This is a genomic window from Cytobacillus sp. MT66 (assembly GCF_058792595.1).
Genome location: NZ_JBXAFB010000008.1, coordinates 204,313 through 226,170 on the forward strand (window position 1 = coordinate 204,313; position 21,858 = coordinate 226,170).

General features: G+C 34.3%; 22 protein-coding genes and 3 pseudogenes. 6 read left to right on the top strand and 19 right to left on the bottom strand.

Features of this window, described 5'->3' with window-relative positions; all coding sequences use genetic code 11:
* Window positions 1-34 precede the first annotated feature (34 nt).
* The 5 genes from AC1Q59_RS15965 to AC1Q59_RS15985 form a co-directional block, all read right to left on the bottom strand.
* The gene (locus AC1Q59_RS15965; RefSeq protein ID WP_492366843.1) at window positions 35-1,000 is read right to left on the bottom strand and encodes a DUF3800 domain-containing protein; all 966 of its coding nucleotides are present in this window, start codon (window positions 998-1,000) and stop codon (window positions 35-37) included.
* Window positions 1,001-1,315: 315 nt separating this feature from the next.
* A complete protein-coding gene (locus AC1Q59_RS15970) occupies window positions 1,316-1,732 on the bottom strand; it encodes a type II toxin-antitoxin system death-on-curing family toxin (protein WP_492366844.1) in 417 nt (138 codons plus the stop codon).
* Window positions 1,729-1,866, bottom strand: coding sequence for a hypothetical protein (locus AC1Q59_RS15975; RefSeq protein WP_492366845.1), 138 nt, complete (start codon window positions 1,864-1,866; stop codon window positions 1,729-1,731). The genes AC1Q59_RS15970 and AC1Q59_RS15975 overlap by 4 nt, the downstream gene beginning before the upstream one ends.
* Window positions 1,867-2,204: 338 nt before the next feature.
* A complete protein-coding gene (locus AC1Q59_RS15980; RefSeq protein WP_492366846.1) occupies window positions 2,205-3,266 on the bottom strand; it encodes a RelA/SpoT domain-containing protein in 1,062 nt (353 codons plus the stop codon).
* A 375-nt stretch (window positions 3,267-3,641) separates the two neighbouring features.
* Window positions 3,642-6,239, bottom strand: coding sequence for a DEAD/DEAH box helicase family protein (locus AC1Q59_RS15985; RefSeq protein WP_492366847.1), 2,598 nt, complete (start codon window positions 6,237-6,239; stop codon window positions 3,642-3,644).
* A 501-nt stretch (window positions 6,240-6,740) separates the two neighbouring features.
* On the opposite strand from AC1Q59_RS15985, the gene AC1Q59_RS15990 reads away from it, so the two are divergent.
* The 4 genes from AC1Q59_RS15990 (at window position 6,741) to AC1Q59_RS16005 (ending at window position 9,421) form a co-directional block, all read left to right on the top strand.
* Window positions 6,741-6,950: a hypothetical protein gene (locus tag AC1Q59_RS15990; RefSeq protein WP_492366848.1), complete on the top strand. Its 210-nt coding sequence runs from the start codon at window positions 6,741-6,743 to the stop codon at window positions 6,948-6,950.
* 952 nt (window positions 6,951-7,902) lie between these two features.
* The gene (locus tag AC1Q59_RS15995; protein ID WP_492366849.1) at window positions 7,903-8,283 is read left to right on the top strand and encodes a hypothetical protein; all 381 of its coding nucleotides are present in this window, start codon (window positions 7,903-7,905) and stop codon (window positions 8,281-8,283) included.
* 207 nt (window positions 8,284-8,490) lie between these two features.
* Window positions 8,491-8,937: a hypothetical protein gene (locus tag AC1Q59_RS16000; protein WP_492366850.1), complete on the top strand. Its 447-nt coding sequence runs from the start codon at window positions 8,491-8,493 to the stop codon at window positions 8,935-8,937.
* Window positions 8,938-8,962: 25 nt separating this feature from the next.
* Complete coding sequence (locus AC1Q59_RS16005; RefSeq protein ID WP_492366851.1) at window positions 8,963-9,421, top strand: hypothetical protein; 459 nt, start codon at window positions 8,963-8,965, stop codon at window positions 9,419-9,421.
* Window positions 9,422-9,814: 393 nt separating this feature from the next.
* Here the strand turns inward: AC1Q59_RS16005 and AC1Q59_RS16010 are convergent, their stop codons facing one another.
* The 10 genes and pseudogenes from AC1Q59_RS16010 to AC1Q59_RS16055 form a co-directional block, all read right to left on the bottom strand.
* Window positions 9,815-11,053, bottom strand: coding sequence for an IS110 family RNA-guided transposase (locus AC1Q59_RS16010; RefSeq protein WP_492366852.1), 1,239 nt, complete (start codon window positions 11,051-11,053; stop codon window positions 9,815-9,817).
* Window positions 11,054-11,438: 385 nt separating this feature from the next.
* Window positions 11,439-13,025, bottom strand: a complete 1,587-nt coding sequence (locus tag AC1Q59_RS16015; RefSeq protein ID WP_492366853.1) for a DUF4435 domain-containing protein — start codon at window positions 13,023-13,025, stop codon at window positions 11,439-11,441.
* A 401-nt stretch (window positions 13,026-13,426) separates the two neighbouring features.
* Window positions 13,427-13,888: a VOC family protein gene (locus AC1Q59_RS16020; RefSeq protein WP_061792571.1), complete on the bottom strand. Its 462-nt coding sequence runs from the start codon at window positions 13,886-13,888 to the stop codon at window positions 13,427-13,429.
* A 170-nt stretch (window positions 13,889-14,058) separates the two neighbouring features.
* Window positions 14,059-14,445 (bottom strand): DUF6262 family protein, encoded by a 387-nt coding sequence (locus AC1Q59_RS16025; RefSeq protein ID WP_492366854.1) that lies wholly within the window; start codon window positions 14,443-14,445, stop codon window positions 14,059-14,061.
* The gene (locus AC1Q59_RS16030; RefSeq protein ID WP_492366855.1) at window positions 14,435-14,725 is read right to left on the bottom strand and encodes a hypothetical protein; all 291 of its coding nucleotides are present in this window, start codon (window positions 14,723-14,725) and stop codon (window positions 14,435-14,437) included. Before AC1Q59_RS16030 ends, AC1Q59_RS16025 begins: the two co-directional genes overlap by 11 nt.
* A complete protein-coding gene (locus AC1Q59_RS16035; protein WP_492366856.1) occupies window positions 14,712-15,089 on the bottom strand; it encodes a tyrosine-type recombinase/integrase in 378 nt (125 codons plus the stop codon). Before AC1Q59_RS16035 ends, AC1Q59_RS16030 begins: the two co-directional genes overlap by 14 nt.
* A 22-nt stretch (window positions 15,090-15,111) precedes the next feature.
* On the bottom strand, window positions 15,112-15,432 hold the full coding sequence (locus AC1Q59_RS16040) for a tyrosine-type recombinase/integrase (RefSeq protein WP_492366885.1): 321 nt from the start codon (window positions 15,430-15,432) through the stop codon (window positions 15,112-15,114).
* A gap of 3 nt (window positions 15,433-15,435) precedes the next feature.
* Entirely contained in the window at window positions 15,436-15,621 is a 186-nt protein-coding gene (locus tag AC1Q59_RS16045) for a hypothetical protein (protein ID WP_492366857.1), read from the bottom strand.
* Between the two features lie 359 nt (window positions 15,622-15,980).
* On the bottom strand, window positions 15,981-16,406 hold the full coding sequence (locus AC1Q59_RS16050) for a hypothetical protein (RefSeq protein ID WP_492366858.1): 426 nt from the start codon (window positions 16,404-16,406) through the stop codon (window positions 15,981-15,983).
* A pseudogene (locus AC1Q59_RS16055) lies at window positions 16,403-17,529 on the bottom strand (tyrosine-type recombinase/integrase). Before AC1Q59_RS16055 ends, AC1Q59_RS16050 begins: the two are co-directional and overlap by 4 nt.
* Before the next feature lie 318 nt (window positions 17,530-17,847).
* Between AC1Q59_RS16055 and AC1Q59_RS16060 the strand changes: the two are divergent.
* The gene (locus AC1Q59_RS16060; RefSeq protein WP_492366859.1) at window positions 17,848-18,147 is read left to right on the top strand and encodes a YoqH family protein; all 300 of its coding nucleotides are present in this window, start codon (window positions 17,848-17,850) and stop codon (window positions 18,145-18,147) included.
* Between the two features lie 19 nt (window positions 18,148-18,166).
* Here AC1Q59_RS16060 and AC1Q59_RS16065 read toward each other — a convergent pair whose 3' ends face one another.
* From AC1Q59_RS16065 to AC1Q59_RS16080, 4 genes and pseudogenes are all read right to left on the bottom strand, one after another.
* Window positions 18,167-18,364, bottom strand: coding sequence for a tyrosine-type recombinase/integrase (locus AC1Q59_RS16065; protein WP_492366860.1), 198 nt, complete (start codon window positions 18,362-18,364; stop codon window positions 18,167-18,169).
* 185 nt (window positions 18,365-18,549) lie between these two features.
* Window positions 18,550-19,793, bottom strand: a pseudogene (ltrA, locus tag AC1Q59_RS16070) (group II intron reverse transcriptase/maturase).
* 29 nt (window positions 19,794-19,822) lie between these two features.
* Complete coding sequence (locus AC1Q59_RS16075) at window positions 19,823-19,981, bottom strand: hypothetical protein (RefSeq protein WP_492366861.1); 159 nt, start codon at window positions 19,979-19,981, stop codon at window positions 19,823-19,825.
* A gap of 288 nt (window positions 19,982-20,269) precedes the next feature.
* Window positions 20,270-20,452, bottom strand: coding sequence for a DUF8096 family protein (locus AC1Q59_RS16080; protein ID WP_492366862.1), 183 nt, complete (start codon window positions 20,450-20,452; stop codon window positions 20,270-20,272).
* A gap of 734 nt (window positions 20,453-21,186) precedes the next feature.
* Here AC1Q59_RS16080 and AC1Q59_RS16085 point away from each other — a divergent pair.
* Window positions 21,187-21,739: pseudogene (locus tag AC1Q59_RS16085) on the top strand (Ger(x)C family spore germination C-terminal domain-containing protein).
* Window positions 21,740-21,858 lie beyond the last annotated feature (119 nt).

Consider the following 21,858-nt stretch of genomic DNA (forward strand, 5'->3'; position numbering starts at 1 on the left):
TTACCTCTAACTTTATAGACTATCTAAAAAAGGTTTATTTAAGTAGGTATGTATTTCTACCAACACCAGTTATTTGATCTTTATAGCCAAGAAGTAATCTTAACATTGTATTAGGGTATTCCAACAGTTGACGGAGCTCTTTTGTTTTAATATTTGGATTCTTAGCCAAAATTGCCTGTATCTTAGTGATTTCTTGTATATCAAAACTTGTTTTATATACAAGGAAAGGGGAAAGATGTTCAGCTATATTAATTTGATTAAGTTCTTCATTACCAGTCCACTCAAATAATCTAATTTGATTTTGAAAACGTACAATGTTCTCATCTTCAATTAGAAATCTATAAATTAAATCGCTCTTAATTATGGAAGCATCAGTACTTTCAAGATAGCTTTTTTCTAAAAGAAAAACCACTATTCCTATAAAGGTATCTATAATTTGCAAAGGTATCGATTTCTCGGAGTCATGTGATATCACTTTTCTTAAACGATAATTTTTATTTCTATAAGCGGAATGTGCATTCATTTGTTCAATAAGTTTTTTATTTAATTCGATTTTTTCATACTCATAATTTCTATCTATTTTTATTTTAACGTTTACTAATTCTTCAATATTCTTCAAATTGGTAAAGTCCCTCGTCAAGCCATAAAACAAACGTTCCGGTATCTTTATATAGAATAACTCTCTTAATTCCTCAGTATTTAACTCAATTTTATCCGCTGATCTAAATGCATCTTCATTGTTGACAATTAAAATATTTACCCTTATATTTTCGTTAATAACGGTATGTAATGTTTTAAAATACTTTTTAAGACTGGTATCTTTATTGTAATCTCGAAAATGCAATTCGCTTTTCGAATTACATTCTTTATAAATAGCAGCTACTTTTTTCACAATAGAAGCTAAGGATGATGCTGTACCTCCATAGGCACCGTAATAAGAAAATAGTTTGTTAAACTGATCAATTTTATTAGATTCGTCAAAATAAATTAGATAGTTCATTCTTATACTCCTTAGCTTTAATTTATTGACTAAAAAATTTAAAATATGTATTATAATAATTAAGATGTGTTAGTTTCTCAGCTACCGTTTAGGCAGGGCTGCTAACACAGTGTTCGTGATTCGCTTTTCCCAGCTACCGTTTAGGCAGGGCTGAGCGATAAAAAGGGGCTAGAATTTTTCTAGTCCTTTTTATTATACAAACATTTATTCTATGTGTCTATCAACTATTCGTAAAATCGGTATTATACGAATTATTGTGACTATAGAAAACAAAAATGGTTACTTGTCCTCTCATAAAGAAAAAACAAGTAACCACTAAAAATCTATATCATGTTCATAATTATATTCCTCTGAATGCTTTTCTAACCACTGTTCAACATTCTCAAGTTGAGGTCGAGAGTTTTGGTTAGCAATCTCTATACACTTGTTAAATAATTCTTCATCAGTAACATTTATTTTGTATCCATTTAAATTTAAGAATGTACTAGCTGCCAAAAAACCTGTTCTTTTGTTTCCATCTTTAAAGCAATGACCTACAGTAAAAAAGTACATATAAACAGCAGCTTTTTGAAATAATCTTGGATAATATTCAAACTCCCCGAATCCTTGTTGTGGCATTGCAATTTTAGCTTCAATACAACCTTTATCATATCCCTGCAAACCACCGTAGCGTTCTAAAGCTATATCATGTATATCTGTTAAATCATCAAAAGTTAAATATTCAATATTCAATTCTTACTCAACTTTCTTAGAGCCTCATCGTTCCGGTCACATGCTTTATTGGCAAGAGCTTTAATTTTTCTTTTACGTGCATTTTTTTGCATCTCTTTCAGCTCCTTTTCAGTATATGCTTCATCAATAGCCATTTCATTGTCTTCCTCCCTATTACACATACAATCACCTCTTATACCTAGTTAATCAGGAATAATGTGTGATGTATACATTAACTTTATACTAAATTCATACAATATTCAAGGAATCTCGGTATAAAATAGCGACCAATGTCATATAATGTATTTTTTTGTTCCCTCCCCTGCTAACGGTAAAGCAGGGGAGCTTCACACAAATGTAATGGAGAATTTAATAGTAGACAAATCCTAAAGCCTTTGAATATCCTGCTAGTAAGGCCAGCATAGGAATTAATATTACATATTCAGATCAGTTATCCTACTTACTATCAGCAGGTGCACAGTCTTTATAGAATTTATTCATCAACCTTTTTTTTAACAGTAGGATGTGTATAGCCCTCTAAATATTTTTTTGTATCAAATATACTATTTTTGTCGTGTTCACTAACTAGTTGTCCAGGACCAGCAAATAAAGTTAAGCCACTTCTAATTTTTCCCCCACCATGGATATATAACTCTTGCCGCTGTTTACTAGGAAATGTAACCGTAAGTGAACTTTCCAATTCTTGAACTTTGGATTGAAGTTTTTCTTTATCAGCTTTTTCTACCTTATAATTTTCCATTACTTTTTCGAGCTGGGCTTTCAATTCATCAATTGCATGCTGTTTATCTTGATTGTCATTTTCTAATTTGCCAGTATTAACCTTAAATTCTCTAATTGAGGTTGCCAACTCATCAGCACTTCCGGCAATTCTATTCAAAATTAATAATTGTTTGGTAAGCTGGGCATTATCTGTATGGTTTGGATATCTAAGTTGGTGATCAATCTCACTCCAACCTTCTTCAAAAATGGTCCTTACTTGAATCTCTACAATGTGTCCATGTTTTGTCGCTTCAGAAATTATTAGATAATGCCATGAACGATAACCAGCTGGATGCACCTTGAAATGAAATAATTCATTGTCTTTCTGCTCCACTTCTTTGGAGTAATCACCTTCACGATAGTTAATCGTACACTTTTCTTTTAAATTCCAAAGTTCCCGAATAAAGTTATCAATGGAAACAGCCTGATCCTTATATAGATGAAGAACTCGAATACCAATTAAATCAGTAATTTCGGTTTTGTAATTATTAATGTCAATTGTATATTCAGGTTTTTCTTTCTTTTCTCTAATTATTTTTCTAATAATTTTATCAATCAGATGTTCCGGGTCTTTAACTCTCGATCTAACTGAGTGAGCCTCTGGGTGTGTGCGTAACATATTTGAAATATATTCTGCTGTTGGCCTTAACGTATCTTTATAAAAGGAATACTCTTTATAAATGTCTAATAGGGACTTCCAATTTATTTCTGCAGCATCAAAATCAGCTTTACTAATGTTATATTTTACAAAAAATTGTTCTTGGGATAATTCCATGGATTTCAACTCCTAAACATATTTGTAAAGGAATATTATACCATACACCAAATTTCGCAAAATCGTATTATACGAATTGTTTAAAAGGTAGGTACTCCCCATTTACTTTGTTTTAATGTCTTAAGACAACGAAGTCGTGACTTAAAAGCATGTTATATTATTTTTTATTAGGTTTCAACAGGGGTTGAGAACGAAATAGGCCCCGCGTTAATGGCTGTGAATTTAAGAAAATTCACGGCCAACAACTAAGGTATAGAATAATATTCACCCAAAAATAGGGAAAGGTGAATTCGAGTACTCTCAAATTCACCTTTCTTACTATTTAAAAGCTAGTTATGTCCCAGCCTCTTTCGTTAATAGTAATTAATAATGATTTTAAAGTTGTTTTAGGTTTTTTATGGGTGATCTGTATAACATTTCTTTAAGAGATACTGGATCCAACCCCGACTTGCGATAGGCAGCCATAGCCTTGTTCCGCCACGTTTCATTACCTGCACCTGTAAAGTCAAGACGCAGATTTCTAAGTGTTTGTATCGCTTTATGTGCCCATTCTACAAAGTCATTATGGTTCCAGTAGGCAACGTTTTTCTCTAATGTTATTGCTGCAGCCTCTATGGTTGTTGAAGATGTTATAATTACACGAATAAATTCAGTATCCGGCGAAAGACCTTCTACTTTTTGTTTTATCCAAGTTGGATGGTCATTAACTTGCCTCACCTTATAAACGGGAACAGGTTTTGTTCCGTCCGTTTCAGTGTAATCCTCGGCTGCAATGCAAAAATCATTTCCAGCTATCCACCATGGATCAGGTCCTGCATCATCTTCCGTATTTCCTGCATTGTACCCTAAAAGGAGGCCTAATTCAGTGTGTCCCCGTTCAAATCTTTTTCCGTCTTTATTATCCGAGATATCATTTAGAATTGCGTTAACTTTATTATTGAATTTACGATCACTTGATGTCCCTAAACGTTCTAATACACTTTCAACTCTTTCAATTAGAAAAGATAGATGACGGTTTTTTTCAAATTCTGGATCAATGAATAAAGATTCATTAACTAAGTTTCTGAACCATGTTACTGACAAGGTACAATTGGCTGCTTGTGAGTAACGTTGGGAAGCAATTTTGTAAAAACTATGTTCGCTTTGTGCAGCAAGCCAAGCGGCACTACCTGAAAGGTAATACCAAAACCCTCTATAGCCCTTTAATTCTTCACCCTCTAAGTTTGACGTAACAGAGTTAGCATGTTCTAAAGCTTTTTGATAATCACCCGCCCACATAGCAGATTGGTACTTTAACTCATAAGACACAACTTTTTGAAGTTTGTCCATAAGTGGATCCGGTATTTGGGTTGTATCCTGACGCCTTGCAACTATTTGAGCATCTGCAACTTGCCATTCATCGCTCTCGGGCTTCAAAAAGACACGGTACATTTCTAAGAAATCGCTAATTCCCTCTGCACTTTTTGATTCTTCATAACCAAACTGTAGTTCAGCTTGAAGTTCTGGGTGATATAGTTGTATATTTTCACGTTGCAGAAGACGATCCTGTAATTCATCTCCTAATATACAAACCGTTGAATAATCTGTAGCACTTCGAGTGCAACGACCTATAGCCTGTACAATTCTAGTTCTAATGCGATCTTTTAGTAGCAATGACGCAGACATTCGAGATTCTAAAAAACGTTCATGCAAGTTGGTTGCTGCAGGTAACCCTTTCATTATTTCTAATCGACATTCGTCACCAGCTAAGTTGATACCGTCGTATCTATTGGCAAGAATAGTAACAGCTTTATCCGCTGATGTGAAGAAATTTTTAGATTGCTCAATATCCCTTGCCTGATAAGTCGCCCTATCGGTTTCAGATGTAATTTGACTCAGTATTTTTTCAGCCGATTGTTGGTCTGGTACTAGAAATAGTGTTCTCGGTGTTTCTTGTATCAATTTAGTAACTAAGGTTTCAGAATCTTGCTCGCTCAAGGATGTACCTGGGAAAAAGAAAAGCCGCCTACCAACTCCATGCTTGTCCCACCCTTCCGGAGCTTTTATTCTATGAATATCAGATTGGCCAGTAATTCGTTCTAACTCTCCTCCAAGCCCTAGAGTAGCCGACATATATAATCGCTGGTTAGCAGAGACAAATGGAGTATGTGTTGTTGTAGGAGGAATTATTGGTCTTATAAGTATATAGTTCCAATTAAAATATAATTGACAACCACTAAGATGCTCCCTAATCACTGCCCAATTATGCTCTAATTCGGCAATACCTATCGTCGCCTCATCTAGAAATGGTATTAACTGAACTTGTTTATTGTAAAGGTGTGGTGTAGGTATTTTTTCAACCCAAACTTTATCCGTGGGAGAAGGTGAATCAGATCTCATTCTTTGATATTGCTCAATTGGCATGACATCATGAAAAATTTCTAATAGTTGATTATAAACGGAGAGGTGGCTTTTCCTTGATATAAGTAGAGACCAATGTTTTGCAATATAGTTTTCTGCAGCATGAGCATCATCTAAGATTATAAAGTTAGGATTATAAAAAAATGGCCTTACATTAAATAGGCTACTATAAGTGGTGACAGCTATTGCTTCACTATTATTATACTCGGCTTTAGCCCGAGGGTCATAGCTAGCCTGTGAGCCTGTAAATGCAAGTGTGTTAATTCCGTATTTATTACGAGCTTCTTCAACTACTTGATGAACTAATTGTTTATTTGGGCATAAAAAAACGACTCTTTCTTGAAAAGCTCTACGTCTATACTCACCTGTAACAAGGCCAATTAAGGTTTTACCGCTACCCGTAGGTAGCTCCATAGCTACATTTTTCTCTTTCATAGCTTCCTTAGAATAAACTCTTAACACATCCGCTTGATGGGAGAGTAACCCTTCTATTTTTCTGTTGCGTAGGTCATAAAATAAGGATTCAGGACTTTCAATTGTAGACGTGTTTTGATAATTTGACTTAAAAGCCATCCATATCCACCTTCTTTTCTGTATTATCTGATAATACCATGATATTACATTTCATTTATATATCCTACCTAAAAGAACACAAAGGCCCAGAATATCCGATAACTTACATATTTTTTCATAATAAAGATGGAGGCAGGAAAATAAACGACTATCACTCCTAACATTTTCTGTGTTAATTAACCTTTTTTGAAATTTTAATTTGACACAAAGTATATATTTAATGCTTTTGTATCGTTGTTATTTTTATACTAAGATGCGTTCTGAATTAGATGATCAATTAAAACTGTTTCTGGCAATTAACTGATGTATGTTTTGGCAGTATGTTTATAAATCTTTATAAATTATTAATTAAGGGCAATCCTGTATAAATACTTATATTTATTCATATTTGTGAGGTAATGTTTACCGTACTAACGGGCAGGTTAGTGCAAAATAAGAAAGAATACTGTAAATTGTAATTAAAGTCGAAATTATGCAGGTTTAGGTAGGGGGATGAACCAATTGGATAAGACAGTCACTTTTTCATTCAATAGTACAAAATATGAAGGTACAGAGGCAACAGAAACATTTAATTTTAAAGAATTAGGTTTTGATGAGGATTTGGATGATAAAGCACTAAAAAAAGAAATAGATAGAATTTTTCAGGCTTGGGTTTGGGATAAACTTAATATTTCTTATAGTATTGTAATAAACGAAGACAAACACAGTTAGTATAGTTTCTGATAAAGCGAAACTTCTTATTGCATTATGGGTGCTTAACTAATAACGGCTGCCACAGCAGTCCCTCCTTGCCCGTAAATTATGAAATGTAGGGGGAAAATTTCCATTAATGCTTGATTAAATTTGTGTTTGAATGTAGAATCTCTCCTGGGGTGCTTGAAGGGTTTCGTTCAAGCACAAAATAAATTAACCAAAAAACCTCCCTTACAGTGATATAAGGGAGGTTTTTGTCTTTTATGGAGGATTATTTACTTCGGAAGGACGAAAAGGAATCCCCTTGTATTGATCTGTTTCAATGTATAATAGGCTTAGCCTATTAAAAAAGCGTCTTGTATGCAACTACAAGAACGCTTCGAGAGGGGTGAAAAAATGGACGCAAAAACTGTACAAGCAGTGTGTGCTATGTTGACGGTTGTGTTTGGTGTTATGTTCGCCGTGATAGGCCTTGTTTTAAAATAAGGTTTTTCACCCGAATGTTCGAAGTATGCAACTACTTCGGACATCATATTTACGAATACTAAGGTGTGCAACCACCTTAGTATTCTTTTACTTCCGAAGTGGAATGTGCGTATTACTAACCTCATAATAGTCAAATTTGTTAACAATGTAAACAAAAGATAGTCAACAGTTTTTGATGACCTTGTTTGGGAAATCGTAGATGATGCTTGATAATCACCAGATAACCTATGACTTTTTGATAGGGCGTGGGTATGTTTAGAGCTGGTCCAAGGGCGTGTTTATCAATCACCCGTTCCCGAGAGATTATTAGGCACGCAGGGTTTTGTTAATGGTATATAGTTCTAGGAGTCGGGGGAGCGATTTTTTTATGTTCAAAAAGGCCGTTCAAAAGGGTACGATTGGTCGAATGGTTTCTTGTTCAACTACGGGCAGGCGAGTTCAACAAACCTATGGTACAATTTAACATATAAAATTTATAAGGGAGATGTTTAGAATTAGAAAAATAATAGCTTCAGTAATTTTAATGTTAATAATTTTATCTGGTTGTTCTTCTGAAGAAACAACTGATGAAAAAGTTACAGGAGTAGTAAATAATTATTTACAAGCTTTAGAGTCAAAAGATAATTCAGCAATGGTAAAATATACCGATGATTTAAGGTTTCCCGATAAAGAAGAACAAAAGGAACAGTATTCAAATATCGAAAATGAAATTACTGATACAAAAATTGTAGAGGTCAAACAAGTTAATGAAACTGAATTTGAAGCGACGGTTGAAATTGTTTCCGATGGGGACTTAAATGAACTTACATTTCCAGTACAAAAACAAGAAAAAGACTGGAAAATTATTGTTGGACAAGATTTCTAAAAAACTTTGATTACATACATAGATTTTGCTAACGGGGAGCCGTTCCAGATGGAGCGGTCTTTTTTTGTTCGGGTGTGAGTCATATTCACACATTGATATGTGATCGCGAAGCACACATCGGAGCGAGGCAGAAGGTTTTGAAACTAGCAAGGGCAGGATAGTTCTATATTTTTACGGATACCCTATCCATAAAAAGGGAGTGCCCTCATGAAAAAGCCTTACCTAATCATCTTGCTTGTGTTTGTTTTCTTTATAATTCACACGCAAAATCCGATTCAAGTCTTGGCTAAAGATAATTATCTATTTCCGGATAATAAAGAAAAGCAATTTATTAGTGCCGAGGAGTTTCTTCTAAGTGGCAACCAGACGAATTATACCGAATTTAAGGAAGCTAATAAAAATTTTCGGCAAAAATTACTTTACAAGGATTTAAGGTCGTTTATCAAATCAAAAGTGAATGATTATTACTACATAAATTTATACAATGTCTATGCAGATCCACATAGTGGAGTTAGTCCTAATCGCCAAGTGTATTTTTATTGTTCCATACTAAACACTGATAAGTCCCTGAAATATAAATATATAATTTTGGATGCAGAAACCACTATACAAATAGGAAAAGGTGATGGAACAAGTTTTAAATTTAAGGATTGAACCTTCTTGAACTATTGGGAGGTTAGTGGAATATCTTTATGGACACCTTATCAATAAAAAGGGAGTGGGCATCATGAAGAAAATAATTGTTCTTTTTACGATTTTATTAATGTTTGCAACAGATAACCTGGCTATTGCTAAACCTCCAGAGCCAAAGGAAATTAAACCGTATGCAGAAGACTGGTATGTTACACCAGAAGATATTGTTCTGGATATTATATCTCCAGCTATTGGTAAAAGAGTAAGAAAAGAATATGGAGATGGTCTTCTCAGCTGGCAGTCACAAAGGATTGTTGGCATTGTCTATAACAACAACCACTCCTATGATGTTTCTTTGAGGCTCCAAGTACCTGACGAAAGAAATATCCCTGGCAACTATGCAAATGACCTAGTTAGGGTAGGAATATCTCCGTCGTGTGATAGTCCTAAAATTGGGTGTAGTCATGGATTTAAGGTAGAAGTATTAGATTACCAACATAAGTAACGGGAAAAGTGGTACCTTTAATTTTAGAACATTATTTTAATCGACCTTTGAACTACCATGAAAATAAGTTTTTTCAAGAATAGAAAAATGACAATACTTAAGAAGACCCTGCTCAATCGTTTATAAAAAGAGGAGAGCGTTAATTAATAAGTCTATGGAATAGGGTTGACTGGATTAAGGTCAGTATCAGTATTGACACTTCCAAACCATTTTCATTCTCTATGGTGCAGCACTGATTTAGTGTTGCATGGATGGCTAAACCAGCTAATAGTTTGTCAACATTTTTCAATAAAAAGATTTATAACCTCATGATATACTAAAAATGTTCATGCCAAATAACCTTCCGATATTCTCCAATTGGAAGGTTTTGTTGTATTTAGTTAGATATAGTTTCTAAGCTATATCTTGGAAAATGGTTCTACTTTTTAGTAAGGCATATATCCAATGTAAGAGCTTATTTACACAGGCAATCATAGCTACTCTGAAGGGCTTTCCTTCTTCTCGTTTCTTGTCGTAAAACTCTCGTAGTCTTCTATTTCGTGGAATAATCTCATCAGTCGTTTTCTTTTTACGGGCATCCCGAATACCACTTTGTACAGCCATATACAAAGCGTGTCGAAGTCTACATGACCCACGCTTGGTAATTCGATTTACAGATGCAGTGAACTTACCAGAAGAGTACACACTTGGATCAATTCCAGCGAATGCAACGAGCTTTTTGGCATTGTTAAACCGATCTATCTCTCCGATTTCAGAAATAATCGTTGCAGCGATTTTTTCTCCGATTCCAGGGACAGATTGGAGGATCTCATATTCTTCAATTTCTTTAGCGAGGGCATCTATTTCATTCGCAATCTTTGATAGATGCTCTTGGTATTGAAGAACAATTTTGACTAAAATTTCTAGGTTAAAGATATGACTCTGGTAGAGATTTTTCTGAAAAGGGTTACGAAGGGCTGCTTCTCTTAACTTCTGTGCCCTTTCATTTGCCCAAACTTCTGAACGACTCATACATAGTGTAGCTATTTTATCTGTTAACTCTTTCTCACTTACGCTTAATACTGCCTCAGAAGTAGGGAATGCTAATAAAGTAAGCAATGGTACCTTTGAATATAAGCTTCCAAACACACCTCGATACTCTGGAAATACCTGATCGATCAAAGAATGTAGCTGTAACTTTGTTTTCGCTGATATTTCGGCGATACTCTCTTGTTGCCTCGTTAGATTACGAAGGTTTAAGAGTTGAACTCCACGCTTCTTGTAGGGCTCTAAATCTTCTTTATAATACAATTCACAAAGGTGATAGGCATCGATTGCATCTGTTTTTACCTTTCTTAGGCTTGAGCTCTTGGCTCTGTGTGAGATAAGAGGATTAACGATAATATAAACATATTTTTGTTCCTCTAAAAACTGAATAACAGGAGTATGATAATGCCCAGTTGATTCTAAAACGACCGAAGGTTGATGACCATCAGCTGATCTCTCTACTTCTTGAAGGAACTCTAATAATTTCCCCAAACCCTCAAGATCGTGTTTAATACTAAAGCTCTTACGGTATGGTTTACCTTTATCTAAAAAAGCTTGTACCTGACTTTCCCCTTTTGATACATCCAGACCAATGACTGGATTCATACTTTATCTCCTCCTAGAAATGCAATATTAGTCGGTATCCCCTAAGGCTTCTTGTAATGTCATAGGTTCGCTTGTTAAACGGGATCATTGTCCCAACCAGCCTGAAACATGTTTATACAAGTAGGGGGTGAACAGTTTAGCTAACGGAATCAAGTCCCACGGGTGCGACGTTCTACCCCGACTACCGTTATAATAAGACCATATAGAAAAAGGTCAACCAGAAATATCTGGCTAACCTTATATTACGAACGGGTGCTTTAACACAATAAGGAATAAAATTAAAGGGCCTAATTAGAAAAGACAATGAAGATTAATAAATAATCTAACATTGTCTTTTGTATCACTTATTTATGGTACGGTTCTCCGTTGTGTATCTATGATCAGTTTATAAATGGGGTAAATATTTTTTCATACCCATAATAATAAATTCGTTTCCTTTTTGTAAAAGTCTCAGAATCAACTCACAATACTCTTTATTATTAACTCCAAAATAACCACCTATTGAAGTAGATAAACCTTTCTCGTTAAAGACCTTTAATACTTCTGAATAATCTTTTGAAGCAACTATTGTTTGAAACTTATCCTGTAATAAAGAACTGATTTCATTTAAATTAATATAATCCTGAATGCTTTTAATTTTTTGTTTGATTACCTCAATATTAGCTCCTGATACGTCGTATGTCGTTAATTTATATTTTATTTGTGAAGCGATTGCCTTAGATAACTGTTTTTTAAACTGATTGTTGAATCGCTCTTCTATAACATATTTTTTTGCTCTTTCTATTCTTTCTTTATCTGGAAATGCAAAATGCTCATTAATAGCTTCTAGGACTTCCTCAATACAGAATAGATTTTCTACCTCAGCAATATCTAGGACAAATATATCATGAGAATTTAGATACTCTATTTCTTCTTCACTTCGAAAATCTCTATCAATAATTCCATAAGATTTCAAGTGATGCAATTGATTATTAGAATTCATTGCTTTTGTATATTCAACTACATTTAGGGAACTTCCACATGGTACTATATAATAATCCTTGTAAATTTCTCTATATATAGCAGTATCATAGCTCTCTTCTGTTCCCTCAACAAAAATTGTATTTTTCCTATTCCCCAAAATGTCCAATAAACATTGTTCAGGTAAATTGGTTTCCGAATTAACAAATTCCCACTTCCAATTCTGCCCATTGTATTCTTTTACCCAGAGTTTTTTTGCATATTCATGTGAAGCAGCAAATTGTGTATCGTGAGTAATATAAATAAAGAAACAATCGTTACGAACTTTTTCAATAGCTTTCCATAACCTATTCATAATAGATCTATGTAAATGTACTTCAGGCTCATCAATTATAATAGTTTTATCACTTGGGACAGCTAGACATTGGGCAATAAGGTACAAAGCAACTCGCTCTCCATCACTCATTTCTGTACCTTTATAATTATCTTTATTATACTCAACAACTACTTGCGCATCTTCTATTTTGATTTTTCTATGAGGGTATATTTGGCTCCATATATCATATAAATGATCAAAAACTGTTATTGGAACTTTTTCATGTGGCTTGCCTTCAAGCTCTCTTTCCTTACATTCATTAATAAATTTTTCATTTTGCAAATTTCTCTTAGCAATAATTGCTGATAATGCTGCATCAAAGTCATTAATCATAGTGGTAGTATATTTACCCCAATTCCAACGGTGACCTTTTCCTTGATTAGGTTCTCCATTCTCTATTCCGAAAAGCAATACATTTTCTGATTGCTTGTAACTTCTTAATTGGATAAAATCATTAAAACTCAAAGACCTTTGTGCACTCACTCTATGTATATTTTCCAAGTCTTGTTGTTCAATCCATGCTCCTAACCTACTTTTTCCTGAACCATTTGCTCCTATTATAACTAATGAGTTATTCTTAAATCTTTCAATTTGAACTTGATTATCTTCACCAGGTAATTTAACTTCAAAAACCAATTTACATTCCCCTTTTAAATATGATATCTAATATTAATTATATCAAATCAAAAGAGTCTAACTATCAATATAGTTAGGCCATTTGGTTTAAGATAGCAACCCTCATTTACTTATGATGCAGTTTACCCCAACAAAATCTACTATCATTTTATACTCTTCTTAAAATATGGATTATACGAATTTTTATGATTATAGAAAAATAAAATGGTTACTTGTCCTCTCATAAAGGGGTAGCGTCAGGAAACCGCATTTATCTTAACTTAGATGTGAGAACTATTAGAATATCAATGGTTCTCACATCATTTACATATATTCGATGTAAAGGTTTAAATAAGTTTGATTATTTATGATGTCTTATAAAAATAAATTAACGCCACCGGTAGCTTGAAAAACTACTTTTTCTATTTATTTGTATTTAATTTTTCCCACTCACTTAAATACATCCGTTTTGTTATTTTATTAGGATTTTCGAGTTTACAAATCAATTCCAAACTATTACCATCAGGGTCATTAAAATGAATTTTAGCGTGAGCATAGTTATCATGTGCCATTACAAAAGGTTCTACTGGCTCAAAGCCAAAAGCCTCCCTTGGTTCACATCCTTTACTTTTGAGCCAACTAACCGAATTTTTTAATCCTTCTAACGATACTTGAAATGCTATGTGTCTTATTGAAGGATGATATTCAAGTTCTACCTTATCGGTTTCCCATAAGCCCAACCAGCTTTTATTTTTTTCAATCCATAAAAATGCCAAACTATCCTCTACGCTGTGGTCAAACTCTAAACCAAGTTCTTTATAAAATTCGATAGACCTTTTCAAATTACTTACTGGTAAATGTGCTTCGTATAATCCTTTAATCATTAATAAAACCCCCTTGTATTAATAATACAACCATATAAATTTATTACTTCAGAGAATAGTTATAAATTCTCTACAACTTTATATGTAGAATAAAGAATGATTATATTTTACTCTACAAACATCCATTAGCACACTAAGGAAAACCGATACAATAGTAAAGTTCTTTATTCTTAAAATTTGTCATAGACCATACCACGTAATTTCAATAATTCATCCTTCAGACGTTTGTTTTCTTCTTCAAGTTTTTTTATTCGATTATTTTTAGCTGCGATAAGCGAATCTTTATTGGCATCCGTCATATTACGTTTTATGGTTTGCGGTGTATTTAACCCTTCTTGCTGCTTTCGTAATCTTTCTATTCGGTTCCGTATTTCTTGATTGTTATAGAGAAAAGCCTTAGATACACCTGATTCCATGGCAACTTGATTAAAGTTAATTTTAGCCTTCGTTTTGATAAGACTTTGAATAGCCTTGTCTACCTTTTGAGCCGCCTCTTGGCTTTTCATCTGGGCATGTTTTTTTACACCTTCGGTATTTCTAATATGCTTACTTCTCATGAGTGCGTTCCTCTCCAATATATTCGCGACCTTTTTTCCCGGCAAAATGATGAGTTGTACCATTTTTCAAAGTTTCTAGAATAGGCTCTAGTTGATCTAGAGTGGTTTGATTCTTATCTATCCATACTTGTCGCCCTAAAGCCCTGCCTCGCTCAATTACATTTTTAACTTCCGTAATTTCCATTTCAAATTGGGGAATGAATTCGGGTGTAGTACAGAAATTACGACAAGACAGACATGGGTTCGCTTGAGTGGGACATGGCTGCTTAATAGGTTTCATACAATAGGCCAAGCTCCATCTTCACAGCGTCTAAATTATGGCGTATATATTCCCATTCAATGATATCTTCATTCTCAATATCCGAAAGTTCAATTTTAACTGGACGTTTACTTTCAATGTCAACCCGAAAAATACCTTGTTTTGTAGCTTCTTCCCAAGAATTACGCATGGTAGTATCGAGAATTTTTGCATAATGCAAGGTCATTTCTGGGGAAGCGTGTGCCATCCATTTTTGAACATGCAGTATGTTCATTCCGTTATTAAGAAGCTCTACACCCTTGGTATGCCGAAAGGCATGATTTTTGATAAAAAAGGGCTTTCCTGAATCGTCAACTATTTTTTGTTCTCCAGTAAAGCGCTTCAAACTTCTGCGAATGTCATAATAATTATAGGGTCGTCCTCTTCGGATACCTTCTAGCTGCACAAAATAAATAGTTTTTAGGATTATTAATCGTATTGCTTTGATCTTTAGTCACTTTTACTACAGCTTCTACTACCTCTGCTACTTCTTTTGTAATTGGCACACGATGATTCATTACTTGTGTTTTTCTAATATCTCCGCATAAGTACCATCCTTGCGGTGTTTGTTCTAAACAATTATCATAACGTAGATTAAGAATGTCCGATATTCTCCAACCAGTTGCCCGAAGTAATACAATAATCGGTACGTATTTTGATGGTTTTAAGAACTCTAGCTTTTCCTCAATTTGCTAAAGAACCCCTTCAGGAATGTATTTGATATCATTTTCAGACTTTTTTACCGGTCTAGGGATATCTTCTTTAAATAACAATAGATTTACAGGCAACGCAGGTGCCTCATCGAATTGCAGTTTTTCAATTGTTTCCAAGAATACATTTAGGACGATTATAACTTCTTTTTGACTGTATTTTGTCATGAAACTTCTTATTATGAAATATTAGGTAATCTTCGATATCTTTCCGTGTTAAGGCATTTAAATCCTTCCAAGAAGGATTTTTATCATGTATAAATGTCAAAAATAACTTTAATATTCTAACGTCAAGAGTACATTGGCCAAGGGATAAATGACTGATCCTAAATTTTAAATATTTTTTTGCTAAAGGACGAAAGGGAATAGGGATATCCTCGAAATTCAGGATATGTCTTGATTCGTGATCGGGAAATCTTGCACTAGGAATATTTCTAACATCCCAGATATCTTTATCAAATTCATCTCTTGTATCATAGAAGTCTTTATAAAACAAAAATTAACGATTAAGTAGATTTTCGTAATTCCTAATTAGAAAGCTTCCTTCTCCCATAAATTCGTATGCTCAAACCTAATTCACTTAAATGTGATCTTAATTGCATCAATGCTTTACTTATTTCTAAATCTGCAAAACTATTAATATTGGGATAATATTTCTTAAGAAAGATAGACAGCTGTTTAAAGGACCGGGCATAATTGTGTACTGCAGAATACAATTGAAGATCATCTTTTTTAATACGAGTAAGAATAAAAAACTTAACCTCATTTTTAAGCTTAGATGGAGATACTGAAAAATTCATTTTACGATGAGTTTTTCCCCATTCCGATTTTCTAAAATCATTAAAAGCCGCATCATCGGCATCCCAAATGTCATTTTCGAAATACCCAGAGATTTTTTTGGCTATTTCACTAACTTTATTTTCTGGGAGTAGGTATCCAATAGATAAATTCATTCGTTATTCTCCTTATTTTCTTTGTTGATTTTCATTCTTTCTTGAGCTTTTTCCCAGTCTTTTCAAATATCTTTATCCGAAGGATGGATATACATCTGCATTGTTGTTTGGATATGAGCGTAGCCAGCCCGATTCATTAAATGTTCATCTCTCCAGCCAGCCTTTCTTAGTTCCGTTAATGATGTGTGGCGTAACATATGTGGAGTGAAATAAATGCCTGTTTTATCACGCAGACGCTGAACCAGCACTACTACATCGGTATATTCTAACGGTTGTCCTTTTTTTTCCCCTGACAGCTTAATAAAAACGTGATTTGTATCCACTTCATCAATATGAAATTGAGCAATATAATCAAAGTACATATTAATTAGATCCTCAGATACATCGATACTTCGGGGGCTACATACCGTCTTAATTTCAGCTAGATTAAACAATTGACCCCGATCACGTATATGGATTTTTCTCGCATCAACCTCGAAATCCTCAAGCCATAAAGTAAGTGCTTCACCAATACGCATAGAGCTTTCCCAAAGTAGCTGTATTAAAAATTGATCCCTTATATTACACAAGCATTCATAATTAATGCTATTTGATCTTTCGAAAGTGTTTTCGGCTGTTGTTTAGGCACTTTTAGTTTCAGAATATGAGATGCAAAGGATTTATTTTTGTTTATATGGTGCAGAAAACTTTTAAACCCCTTGCGGGACCCAGATACTTGTTTCTTTAAACGTTCTGTCAGCTGAATACTATAGTCCTCATGTCTCATTAGGTAGTCATAAAATCCGAGAACAGTATTGATGATAATATTTACTGTCTTTGCTTTTCTAATTGGTTGTTTTGGGAAGATAGGGGACACCTTTACATCCTGGTGCGGGTTTTGTAACCACCGCATAAAATCCGCCATTTCATCTATTCCGATATCACGAAATTCTTTGTTTATTTGTTCTAGGAATTCATAGAATAGTTTTAAATGATATGAGAACGACCGTAAGGTGTTACGTGAAGCCCCACTATTGTCCTTAAACTTTAAATAATGTAAAACTGGTCGGACTGGCTCATTATTATGATCTATTAACATGTACCGAACCTTTCCTTCTTTTGTAGAAAGGGTAATTACTCTCATAAAATCCTCCTGTTGAAATTGTTCTTTTATTCATTCTAGAAAGCTCTCAATCTCTTAATTTCAGATAATCTCCCTCCTTTCTTTATTTACTATAAATACTATAATAAAAATTAGTGTGGTTAAATAGTCTTTAAAGAAACAAAAAAACGGATAACTTTACATTGAATACTGTAAAGTCATCCGTTTTGGATGGTTAAGATAAATGCGGATTTACAACGTTAAGCAAATTTCAATCTAAAAAAGTCGATTTCCTCTACGTAAAGGACCGACTTTTTTGTGGATTTGTTCAACTAAAGCTACCTATTAGTTCAATAAAAAATGCTTCATCAGCAACACCTAAATGTTAAAGGTGTAGCGTTAATTTATTATATTGAAAGGAAATTTAGTGATAAAAGAACAAGCCTTAGTATCCATGCTTTGCATATGCCGATACCTTCGAGGTTTGTGATACAAATAATTTTCTTACATAGAAGGAAACCTACTAATAAAATCAATTCGGGAGTTTTTAACATGAAAAAAATCTTTCTCAGTGTAATGATTGCTTTAGCTATTTTTCCTTCATTAACTCATTCAGAGAATATCCACTTTTGGTTCAAGTATCACTGTGCAAGGTGGTAACTGTAATTTCTTATATAACTCACGTCTCAGACGCCCACTCAGGTACGCATATACTCTGGTGGTTTCGCCTTTTTCGTGTCCCATTAAATTTTGTATAACCTCTAATGGTGACCACATTATTAATAAGTGTAGTTGCATAGCTATGTCTAAGTTGATGTGGGTGAATGCACTTATTTATTCCTGCTCTTTTGGAAATCTGTTTTATGACATATCTCATTTGTGCAATACACTCATTCGATGTGGTGCTCGAATCGTAACGAACAACGCTTGTTGATCATCAGCTCTTTCTTCTACACGGAGGGTAAGTATCAACCGGTGGAAAAAGAAAATCGAGTAGGAGGGGGTGACTAACCCCCGACCTCTCACACCACCGTACGTACAGTTCGGTATACGACGGTTCAATTAAGTTTGACGTAGAAATTCATACCTTTGATATAGACTTTTGAGCCCTCGATTGCTCCAGTAGGAGTTATCGAGGGTTTTGTGTAAGATTGGACTAGAGGCTATTCTCCAAAATTTCTTTCTGGTGTTTCCCCATTCGTATGCCTTTTGGTCAGGAACGCCTAGACTTTTGAGTTTTCTTACTCTTGTCTTCGGGTTCTTCCATTGTTTCCATTCAATCATACGAAGTCTTCTTCTAATCCACTCATCAAATTCTTTGAATTTACTTGGCGTATCAGCCAACGCAAAATAGCCACACCAGCCCGTTAGATATTGATTCAATTTCTCGATTCTAACTTCCATTGGGATTGGTTTAGAACGGGAGGTTATCTCCCGTATTTTAGCTTTAAGCCTCTTAATACTTTCATTTGCTATTCGAACCTTCGGTTTCATATTAAACGTAAAGCTAAAGCCTAGGAACTTTCGTTTTCACGGGCGGTCAACCGCTGATTTCCCTCTATTCACTTTAAGCTTTAATTTCTGCTCGATGAAGCATATAATCGAGTTCATCACTCGTTCCCCAGCTTTCTTCGATTTCATGTAAATATTACAATCATCGGCGTAGCGGACAAACTTGTGACCTCTCCTTTCTAACTCTTTATCAAGCTTATCCAAAAGGATATTCGAAAGAAGAGGGCTCAGAGGACCTCCCTGTGGTGTTCCTTCTTCTGCGTCATAGACTACACCATTTATCATGATTCCTGCTTGGAGGTATTTCCGTATCAGTTTCAAGACCAATCGGTCTTGGATTCTGTTTGCCAGTATCCCCATCAACTTATCATGATTCACTTTGTCAAAAAATTCCTCCAAATCCATGTCAATCACCCATCTATAACCTTCGCTTATTTATCTCCTTGCTTTCCGAACAGCTCTTCGATTTGGTCTGAACCCATAACTATATTCTGAAAAGGTTGGGTCAAAAAGCGGGGTTAGAATTTGGGCGATAGCCTGTTGGATGAACCGGTCTGTCACGGTTGGAATTCCTAGTAACCTTACTCCACCGTTCATTTTCGGGATTTCGACTCGACTGACTAGGTTAGGTTGATAGGTACCTTTCCTTAACAAAGGGTCTCCCAGTTCTCATAGAGATGTCTTCGTAGGGATTTTACGGACATTCCATCTATGCCGTGACTCCCTTTATTCTTCTCCACACGTTTAAGTGCTTCTATTAAGTTTTCCCGTGACAAAATCAGATCCATTAACATGTGATAGTTCTCAAGAGCTGCTTCAACCTTTAGTTTTTTTCTTTGGGCATTTCACTGATTTTTTCTAAAGCTAAATTGTTAGTTTTACTTTTACCATCTTTCCCTGCAGCATATCCAGGTAGAGCCAAACTCAAAACTAATAAACTTGCTAGAAAAATTAAAAAACCAGGCTTTAACAACTTTTTCATTCTGCTTACACATCCTTGAATATAAATTTTGAATACCCTTTCCGACCCTCCTTTTTCTCTTCAGATACATCTATCATTATAGTAGAATTGTCATGATAATTTGGTGTATATTCACAATTTTCAAACAATAGCATCGTTTAATTGATATATTCTTTCTGATGGCCATACTTTGCATTTAGGAGTTCAAAAATATGAACAAGGGACGGCTTTTTCGGATAAATATTGAACCCCTGGCTAAAGTGCCAGGGGTTCATATGGTCTACATTTATAAAGTATACGATTAATAAATTAAATTGACTTTTTTAATCCACAACTTGAGCATTCTCTTATAAATTTACCCTCACCCACAGAACTTTTGAAGTGAGCGTTATTGCAGTTATCACATCGACCGCTGTTTTTATCTGGCATTTCTTTAAAGTCATAAATTTTGTCAAAATCAAAGCCAATAAATGCTTCAGAAGTTTTTTCCATGATTGCCCCCTGTTTAGATGCCCCTCTTAGACTGTTGATAAGGTATGTGGAGTGTATCTAAGTCCTGGTTGAGCTACAATTTTTATTTGTTTTAAATGCCCTCAGACAATAACTCCAATTATACTTAAAAGCTTGAAGAATTTCTTCACTTTTATTATTGGGGAAACAGTAGATGTCTAGAACCAAATTCGAATGATTAGAACACTAATTAGCATTAACCAAATAAAGTATCACCATTAATGTAAACAAGGTCATTATTAGTATGCTTCCTATCTTTTCTATACTTGTTTGTTTAGAGGAAATATAGTTGATTAAACTCGAATTGATTATAATATCAGTGTTATTATTTAGTGCCACATTGAAGAAACCTTTTGATTTCTTAGTTGTAAAAAGGTAAGACGAAATAGAGAATTGGTTCCCATCAGTCAGGATCACATCAACCCAAAATTTTCTTAAATTATTGTTACCATAGTGCTTGTCAAACCTCAGAAATATTTTATTAACTTCATCGTACCGTACACGTCTTTGTGAAAAGTCTTTATATATAAAATGGTCACCCTTAATAATAATTTTGAGTTGCAGCATCAAATATAAAATACCAGCAAAAATTGCTCCCATAGCCAACCTAATTTTTCCAATTCATACGAGATAGCGATCCTGTTGGGCAAACAGCTTACATTCCTTCTATAAAAATATCCACTGAAAATTGGAAAAAGGAAGATAATAAAGCACCATTGTTAAGAAATGACGGTGCTTTCTTTGTAAGGAATAAGCATCTGCAAGGCTGGCTTTCTGAATCTGATTTAAACGGTCTAAGATGGATGGATGAAAAAACTGTTCGATCTCCTTTGTGGATAGTTGAAGATGACCAACCTATTGTTTCTATAGTATTAGAAAAACCCAAGATGACAATTACACCTGTTATCCATAACGAACAAGTGATATATAACATTAACATAGTCGTACAAGCTGGAATAAACGAAAAGTTAAAGGAAATTAGTGAAAATAAGTTAATTGCTAACACTGAAAAAAATAATAAGGGATGAGATTTTAAAGACTTTTGAGAAAGGAGTAGAGATAAATTTGGATGCTTATAAGTTAGGAGAAATATTATATCGTGAGAACCCCCAGAAATGGAATAAAGAGATAAAAGAAAAGCGATTTTTCTTAAATAAGGATAGTATCGAGCAAATCAACATTCAAGTTAATTTAGTGAACTCAGGAAAATTGAAATACCAAGACGACATTATTAAGAACGATAAAAGAGTAATTCTGGAACTATATTAAGTAGCGAAATTACATAGAAGGAGCTTCATTAATTACACATAAGTCAATTCTTAATGTATGGAATTGACTTTTTATTCTAATAGGGGTACAGTCAGGAAAATGCGGATTTACAACGCTAA